The organism is Caulobacter sp. GW821-FHT11A05, assembly GCF_058809015.1.
This window is the reverse complement of sequence record NZ_JBXASF010000030.1, coordinates 1-8,843: the sequence shown is the minus strand read 5'-3', so window position 1 is coordinate 8,843 and position 8,843 is coordinate 1. Positions and strand designations below refer to the sequence as shown.

The window sequence follows — 8,843 nt, the reverse complement described above, 5'->3', positions numbered from 1 at the left end:
GCTCCAGTACGAAGCCGGCCCCGCCTATGTCATCGCCCAGATCGAGGCCCTGTTGCGTCAGTTGCACGCGAAGGCGGTTCTGAACGTGCCCGATCCTCTCGGGTCCGCCCGCCTGTTCGCCGCGCTCTTCAAGGGATCCGATCTGCTGATCATCGCACGCTTCGACGAGGCAAGAGCAGAGGACGACACCGAAATCGAATCCTACTGCCGGTCGGCCGTCGCCATGTTCATCGCCGCGCATGGTGGCGAGGACCACGCAGGCGGACAGCCTCGTTAAGAACCGATCAGCACAAGGATACGGCATGGCAGAGAAAAAAGCTCCTCAGGTAGCCGACTGGAAGGGCCAAGGCGGGGAGCGCTGGGTCCTTTACCAGGCCCGGCTCGATGCCATGATGGCGGTGTTCGGCCAGGCCGCGATCGAAGCCGCCGCGCCTGCCACGGGCGAACGCGTGCTGGACATCGGCTGCGGCGCCGGGGCGTCCAGTCTGGATCTGGCCGCCCGCGTCGGCGCGGGGGGCCATGTGCTGGGCGTGGACATATCCGAACCGCTGATCGGCAGGGCGCGCGCGCTGGCGCCGCGGGATACGCCGGTTCTGTTCCAGGTGGCCGACGCCAGCAGCACCGCGTTGCCCGAAGGCGCGTTCGACATCCTGTTTTCGCGCTTCGGCGTGATGTTCTTTGACGATCCTACGGCGGCGTTCGCTCATATGCGGCGTGCGCTGAAGCCGGGCGCGCGGGTCGCTTTCGTCTGCTGGCGCGGCATGGCCGAGAACGATTGGGTGCGCCTGCCGACAGGCGCGATCAAGGACATCGTTCCGTCGATGGCGCCGCCCGATCCGGAAGCGCCCGGCCCGTTCTCGTTTGGCGACCAGGGGCGGGTGGCGCGTATTCTAACGGCGGCTGGCTTTACCGATGTCGCTATGGCGCCATTCGATGCCTCCATCCCATTTGGCAAGGGGGAGACGCGGGACGCGGCGATCGACGACGCGGTGGAGATGACACTCGAGGTCGGCCCGCTGTCGCGCGTTCTCGCTGATCAGCCCGATGACATCCGGGCCCGCGCCTCGGCAGCGGTTCGCGCAGCCTTCGCGGGCTGCCCCGGTGAGCGGTCGGTGATGATCGACGGCGCGGCGTGGATCGTCACCGCGCGCAATCCGGCAAGCTGACAGGGATTAACAGGGTACAGGCCCCTCTTTTTCCCCTCCCGCACGAAGTTTGAACGGGCTCATTGACCGCCGTTCAGCCTTGGCCTCATCCTCCGTAAAACACGCTATTCTCGGGGAGTGCGGCCATGGCGCCGAGCGACGAAACCACCGGCGACAGCGGCGCTGAGACGCCGGCCGCTTCGGCTCCGAAAAAGCCGCGTTTCGAGATGCCGAAAGGGCTGTCGCCGACCGTGGCGGTGGTGGCGGCGGCGATGTTGGCGCTGGGGTTTGGCGGGGGGTATGTGGCCGCCACGACCGGGGTCTTCAGCGGTGGCGCGAGCGGGCCCGGCGGGTCGGTGGCGACGGTGGAGAAGAACGGGCGGACGCCCGGGGCCTCGGCCTGGAACCTGTTTGGCAAGCCGCGGGGGGCCAATGCCCGGCGGCGGGGGATTCCCAAGCCCGATGGCTTCGCGGTGTGGCGCACCCGGCTGGACACCAGCGCGGCTGAGCCCAAGGCCTGTGTCGAGATGTCGAAGGACCTCGATGCGGCCAAGTCCTATTCCGACTATGTGCTGGTTTCGCCGGATCTCGGCGGCACGCCGGCGGTCAGCGTCAATCCGAAGAACAGCAGCGAGCTGTGCATCGCCGGCATGGGCTTCAACGACCGGCGGGTGACCCTGCTGAAAGGGCTGCCCGGCAAGGGCAATGACAAGCTGGGCGCCAACGCCGACGTCGACTTCACCTTTGGCGAGAAGCCGCCCTATGTCGGGTTCGCCGGCAACGGGGTGATCCTGCCGCGCGAGGACAGCGACGGGGTGGGGATCGAGACGGTCAATGTCTCGCGCCTGGCCATCGAGGTCTGGCGGGTGTCGGACCGCAATCTGGTGCGCAAGTCGATCAGCGCCCCCGATCCGACCGGCGAGGGCGACTGGGCCGGCGACTATGGCGACGACAGCCCCGACGACGAGGGCCGGGTGGTCTGGAAGGGCGATGTGGCGGTGCGCGGCGGCCAGGGCGAGCGGGTGACCACCGTCTTCCCGCTGGGCGCGGTGCTGAAGGAGATGAAGGCCGGCGGCTATGTGATCAAGGCGCGCGACGCCTCGGCCGGGGTCAAGCAGGACGGCGAGGGCGAGGGGACCAACCCGGCCCAGGCGCGGCGCTGGATCATGTTCACCGACATGGCGCTGGCCGGATACGACGGGGCCGAGAGCCTGGACGTGGTGGTGCGGTCGCTGAAGTCGGCCAAGACCATGGCCGGGGTGCGGGTCGCCCTGGTGGCCCGCAACGGCGAGGACCTGGCCGAGGCCAAGAGCGACGGCAGCGGCCGGGTGCGGTTCCTGCGGCCGCTCTTGAAGGGCGAGAATGCGCTGAAACCGAAGATGGTCATGGCCTATGGGCCGCAGGGCGATCTGGCGGTGCTGGACCTGGACCGCTCGCCAGTCGATCTGTCGAAACAGGGCGTGGGGGGGCGCAGCGGACCGGCGCCCGATGAGGATGAGACCGGCGGGCGGATCGCCGGGGCCGATGTCGACGGCTACCTCTATGGCGACCGGGGCATCTATCGGCCGGGCGAGACGGTGCACCTGACCGCCATGATCCGCGACCTGCAGTCGAAGGCGGTGAAGGACCGCAAAGGCGTCATCACGGTGAAGCGGCCCTCGGGGGTCGAGTTCAAGACATTCGCCTTCGACGGCGCGCCCAAGGGGGCGGTGACCTATGACATCGCCCTGCCCAAGAGCGCCCCGCGCGGGCGCTGGACGGCGACGTTGAGCATCGAGGGGCTGGACGGCGACGCGGGTGCGTTGTCGTTCTCGGTCGAGGACTTCGCGCCGCAGCGGCTGGCGGTCGATACGGAAGGTAACGCCAAGGCGCCGGTGACGGCCGGCGAGACGCGCAATGTCGCGGTCACCGCCCGCTTCCTTTACGGGGCGGTCGGGGCCGGGCTGCAGACGCAGGGCGAGGCGCGGCTGGCGGCCGATCCCAACCCCTTCCCGGCCTATAAGGACTTCCGCTGGGGCGACGAGAAGGACGGCTTCCAGGAGAAGTTCCTGGAGCTTGGTTCGTCGGTTACCGACGGCGAGGGCAAGGCCATCCTGGCCATCGATTCCGGCGAGGCCGGCGACACCGTCGTACCGTTGAAGGCGACGGTGACGGCCAGCGTGTTCGAGCCGGGCGGACGGCCGGTGCGCGAGAGCCTGTTCCTGAAGGTTCGCACCAAGCCGCTCTACTATGGCGTCAAGGTCGACGAGGCCGAGGGCGGCGGGTCCAATCCGGCGGTCGGCATCGACGTCATCGCGGTCAACGCGGCGGGCGCGCGGATCGCGGCGCCGGGGACCACCTACACCCTGATCAGCGAGAACTGGGACTACGACTGGTTCCAGCAGGACGGCCGCTGGCAGTGGCGGCGGACCAGCCGTGACGCGGTGATCACCAAACAGACGATCACCGTCGGGGCCGGGGCCCCGGCCAAGATCGGGCGGCGCCTGGAATGGGGCGACTACCGGCTGGAGATCGAGGGGCCGGACGGGGCCAAGACCCTGATCCGCTTCTCCTCCGGCTGGGGCAGCGCCGCCCAGGACGGCGAGGCGCCGGACTTCGTTCGGATCGGGCTGAGCAGCAAGTCACCGGGCCAGGGCGACACCATCGACCTGACCATCAAGTCGCCGTACGCCGGCGAGGCTCAAGTTGCGGTGGCCACCGACCGGGTGATCGACTTCAAGACCTTTGCCGTGCCGGCCGGGGGGACGACGCTGAAGCTGAAGACCTCGGCCGCCTGGGGCGGCGGGGCCTATGTGCTCGTCAGCGTGGTGCAGCCGCGCGATCCGGTGGCGACGCCCAAGCCGCGCCGGGCGCTGGGGCTGATCTATGTGCCGCTTGATCCCAAGGCGCGGAAGCTGACGGTGGAGCTGGGCACGCCGGAGAAGCTGCATGCCAAGGCCGATGTCGTGGTGCCGGTGACGGTCAAGGGCCTGGGCGTCGGCCAGCGGGCCAAGGTCACCGTCGCGGCGGTGGACGAGGGGATTCTGCGGCTGACCAAGTTCGCCAGTCCCGATCCGGCCAAATGGTATTTCGGCAAGCGGGCCCTGACGATCGACTATATGGACGACTATGGGCGGCTGCTCGATCCCAACCTCGGGGCGCCGGCCAACGTCAACTTCGGGGCCGACCAGCTGGGCGGCGAGGGGCTGACGGTGACGCCGATCAAGTCGGTGGCGCTGTGGAGCGGCATCGTCGAGACCGACATCTTCGGCAAGGCCAGGATCACCCTGCCGGCCGCCGACTTCAACGGCGAGCTGCGGGTCATGGCCGTGGCCTGGACCGATGAGGCGGTCGGCTCGGCGTCCAAGCCGATGACGGTGCGCGAACCGGTGGTGGCCGACCTCAACCTGCCGCGGTTCCTCAGCCCCGGCGACAAGCCGGTGGCGACGCTGGAGCTGCACAATGTCGAGGGCAAGGCCGGCGACTACACGGTCGAGACCAGTTCGACGAACGGCATCGTCATGCAGTTCAAGAAGGTGTTCCGGCTGATCCTCGGCCAACGCATCGCCGAGAAGATCCCCTTCCTGGCGCCGGACCGTATCGGCATCGGCGAGGTCGGCTTCAAGGTGGCCGGGCCGGACTTCAACACCGCCAAGAGCTATCCGATCCAGAGCCGGCTGGGCTGGGGCGCCATCACCCGCGCCACCACCGAGCAACAGGCGGGCGGCGCGAGCTGGACGCCGGACGCGGCCCTGCTGTCGGGCATGGCGGCCGGGGATGTGACGCTGCAGGTCAGCTACTCGCCGTTCAAGGGTTTCGACCCGGCGGCGATCGCGGCAGCCCTTTCGCGCTACCCCTACGGCTGCACCGAGCAGACGGTGTCGGTGGCCTATCCGCTGCTCTACGCGCGGCAGGTGGCGCCCGACCCGAAGGACCGCAAGTCGAGCGCGGCGCTGAACGAGGCGGTCGGCAAGCTGCTGGATCGCCAGACACTCGACGGGGCCTTCGGCCTGTGGCGGGTGGGCGACGGCGAGGCGGACGCCTGGCTGGGCGCCTACGCCACCGACTTCCTCGTGGAAGCCAAGGCGCGCGGGGCGCCGGTGCCCGACAGCGCCCTGGAGCGGGCGATGTCGGCCATGCGGGCGATCAGCCGGCCCGACGGCTGGGTCTCGGTGGGCTATCGCACCGAGTATCCGGTCTGGTGGGGTCGCAACGAGGCGGAGTCGAAGCTGGCCACAGAACGGATGCGGTCGCGGGCTTCGGCCTACGCCCTCTATGTGCTGGCCAAGGGCGGCAAGGGGGACCTCGCCCGGCTGCGCTGGTGGCACGACGTGCAGATGAAGAAGGACGACAACCCGATCGCCCGCGCCCAGGTGGCGGCCGGCCTGGCCCTGATGGGCGACAAGGCCCGGGCGCGGTCGGCGCTGAAGGGGGCGGTGGCCAAGCTGGGGTATCGTGACGAGCAGGACTGGTACGCCAGCCCGCTGCGCGACATCGCCGCCGTCATCGCCTACGGCTACGAGGCCGGCGAGCCGGCCATCGTGCGGCCGCTGGTCGACCGGCTGGACGGGGTGGTGCGCGATCCCGATGCCCTGAACACCCAGGAGCAGGCCCGCCTGCTGCAGGCCGCCGCGGCGATGATGAAGGCCAGCGGGCCGATCAGCATCGAGGCGGTGGGCGTCACCGCGCTGGAACCGGCCGGCGGCGTGCCGCGCTGGGCCGTGGGCCGGCTGCCCGACGCGAGGTTCACCAACAAGGGTGGCGCGCTCTGGCGGACGGTGACGGTGCGGGGCACGCCCCTGGTGGCGCCCGGGCCGGGAGCCAGCGGGGTGAGCGTCGACAAGCGGCTGTTCACCATGCAGGGCGGCGGCGTCAACCTTGGCGGGATCACCCAGGGGGATCGGATCATCGTGCTGCTGTCGGGGCGTTCGAGCCAGGGGCGGACCATTGCCCTGGTGGTCGACGATCCGCTGCCGGCCGGGTTCGAGATCGAGACGGTGCTGTCGCCTGAGGACGCCAAGGAGGGGCCGTTCAAGTTCCTCGGCGAGCTGACCGGGGCCGATGTGCAGGAGTCGCGGGACGATCGCTACATCGCGGCGTTGGACCTGGAGGGGAACAAGCCGTTCGCCCTGGCCTATGTGGCGCGGGCCGTGACGCCTGGGGACTTCTTCTTCCCGGGACCGCAGGCGCAGGACATGTATCGTCCGGCGGTGAACGGGCGCGGGGGGGCGACGCGGGTGATGATCGTCGGGCGGTGAGCGTATCAGGCGTTAGTGGGTTTGCCTCGGGGCTTCCTTCTCCCCTTGGGGGAGAAGGTGGCGCCGTAGGCGTCGGATGAGGGGTCGATGACTCTCAAAGCTGCGTGGAGGCGGTTGACCGCGGGCTCGGACGGGCCGGTGCGACCCCTCATCCGTCGGCTTCGCCGACACCTTCTCCCACCGCCGACGGAGAAGGGCGCCCCGAGGCGAACCCACCTCGTCCCGCTCTTGGTCAAAAGCCTGATCCTTCTCGTCGCCCTCCAGACCCTCCTCCTCACCCTCGACCTCGCCTTCCCGCCGGACATGGGCCGGGCCGAGCGCTCGTCCCCGGTGGCCCTCGACCGCAACGGCGCGTGGCTGCGCGCCCTGCCGGTCGAGAACGGCCGCTGGCGGATCCGGGCCGACCTTGCCCGCACCGACAAATCCTTCCAGCGGCGGGTCGTCCGTATCGAGGACCAGCGGTTCTGGCTGCATCCGGGCGTCGATCCGATCTCGCTGGTTCGCGCCGTCGGCAGCGCGGCGCTGCGGGGCCGGGTGACCAGCGGGGCCTCGACCCTGACCATGCAGACGGCCCGGCTGCTGGAGCCGCGGCCGCGCAACATCGGCTCCAAGCTGATCGAGATGGTCCGGGCGATGCAGCTCGAGGCGCGGATGTCCAAGCGCGAGATCCTCGCCCTCTACCTGACCCTGGCCCCCTACGGCGGCAACCTCGAGGGCGTCCGCGCCGCCTCCCTGAGCTACTTCGGCCATGAACCCGAGAGCCTGACCAACGGCGAACAGGCCCTGCTGATCGCCCTGCCCCAGGCGCCCGAAGGCCGCCGGCCGGACCGCTATCCCGACGCCGCCCGCCGGGCTCGCGACACGGTGCTGAGCCGGATGATCCGATCGGGGATGATCGCCGAGCCGGCCGCCCTGGAAGCCGAGACCGAGCCCCTGCCTCGCCGCGCAGCGTTCCCGGCCAATGCCTGGCATATCGCAGGCCAGCTGGCCCGGGCCGCGCCGCGCCAGGCGGCGACCGTGCATTCGACCATCGATGCGGGCCTGCAGGCGCGGCTCGAACCATTGGCGGCGAGCTACGCGCGCGGCCAGGGCGCGGAGGCGACGGCGGCCATCCTGGTGGTCGAGATCGAGGGCCGGGCGGTGCGGGCGGTGGTCGGCTCGGCGGGGCTGGACCGGCCGGGCGGTTGGATCGACATGACCCGGGCGGTGCGCTCGCCGGGCTCGGCCTTGAAGCCCTTCATCTACGCCATGGCCTTCGACGACGGCACGGCGGCGCCGGACACCAAGATCCAGGACGTCGCCACACGCTTCAAGGACTATCAGCCGGAGAACTTCGACCGGGTGTTCCGGGGCGAGGTGACGGCGTCCGAGGCCCTCGCTCACAGTCTGAACGTCCCGGCCGTGGCGATGATGGAGAAGATCGGGCCGCGCAGTTTCCTGGGACGGCTGGAGAATGTCGGGGTCGAGCTGGTGCGGCCGGCGAACGGCCGGATGGACCCGGGGCTGGCCATTGCTCTGGGCGGCGAGGGCATCACCCTGCGCGACCTGGCGGTGCTCTATTGCGCGCTCGGCGACGAGGGGCTGGCCAAGCCGCTGGCCTTTACGCGGCAAGAGGCGGACCGCAACAGCCGGGCGGGCGGACGGCGGCTGGTCGGGGCCAAGGCGGCGGGGCAGGTGCTCGACATCCTGCGCGACGCGCCCGGACCCAAGGGCCGCATCCCCAGCGCCCTGACCCGCGGCGGGCCCGGCCTGGCCTTCAAGACCGGCACCTCCTACGGCTTCCGCGACGCCGTGGCGGCGGGGGTGGCCGGCGGCTATGTGATCATCGTCTGGACCGGCCGCGCCGACGGCGGGGCGCGGGGCGGGCTGACCGGGCGCGAGGCGTCGCTGCCCCTGCTGTTCGACGTCGCCGACCTGGTGGGCGGCGAGCGTGGCGCGGCCCCGCCGATCGCGCCGAAGGCGGCCCCGCGGGCCCTGCAGCGGCTGGAGAAGGCGAACGCGGGCCCAAGGCTGATCTTCCCGCCGGACCGGGCGACCGTGCAGGTGGACGCCTTCGGGCCAGGCTCGCGCGGCCTGGTGCTGGCGGCCGGCGGCGAGGGGCTGAGCTGGTACATCGACGGCGAACCGGTGCCGGTCGAACCGGTCAGCGGCAGGCCGATCTGGCGGCCGGCGGCGCCGGGGTTCTATGCCGTGAAGGTGATCGACGGGGCCGGCCGCGAGGCGAAGGCGCGGGTGCGGATCAAGGGGGGATAGGGACTGTTCCCCGGGGTTCCCCCTCCCCGCTACCGTCATCCTGGGCCTTGTGCCCAGGATCCCGGGTTCAGCCGCGACAAGCCATTGCCTTGGAGGCGCGGCCGCGCCTCCACCCCACTGTGAGTGCGGCGGACAGCGGGATCCTAGGCACAAGTGTTCAGCCCGGGGACATGCCTGACAGGTGTTCGGGGACATAGCTGACACATCA

Annotated in this window: 4 protein-coding genes; all 4 read left to right on the top strand. The window is 70.5% G+C overall.

What is annotated here, in order from left to right; translation table 11 throughout:
* The coding region (locus tag AC1RSK_RS24050; protein ID WP_492910233.1) for a TetR/AcrR family transcriptional regulator C-terminal domain-containing protein at positions 1-277 on the top strand (277 nt) is incomplete at its 5' end.
* 25 nt (positions 278-302) lie between these two features.
* On the top strand, positions 303-1,166 hold the full coding sequence (locus AC1RSK_RS24045) for a class I SAM-dependent methyltransferase (RefSeq protein ID WP_492910232.1): 864 nt from the start codon (positions 303-305) through the stop codon (positions 1,164-1,166).
* Between the two features lie 125 nt (positions 1,167-1,291).
* Positions 1,292-6,382: an alpha-2-macroglobulin family protein gene (locus AC1RSK_RS24040; RefSeq protein WP_492910231.1), complete on the top strand. Its 5,091-nt coding sequence runs from the start codon at positions 1,292-1,294 to the stop codon at positions 6,380-6,382.
* A gap of 228 nt (positions 6,383-6,610) precedes the next feature.
* Entirely contained in the window at positions 6,611-8,635 is a 2,025-nt protein-coding gene (gene pbpC / locus AC1RSK_RS24035; protein ID WP_492910229.1) for a penicillin-binding protein 1C, read from the top strand.
* Positions 8,636-8,843: the final 208 nt, after the last annotated feature.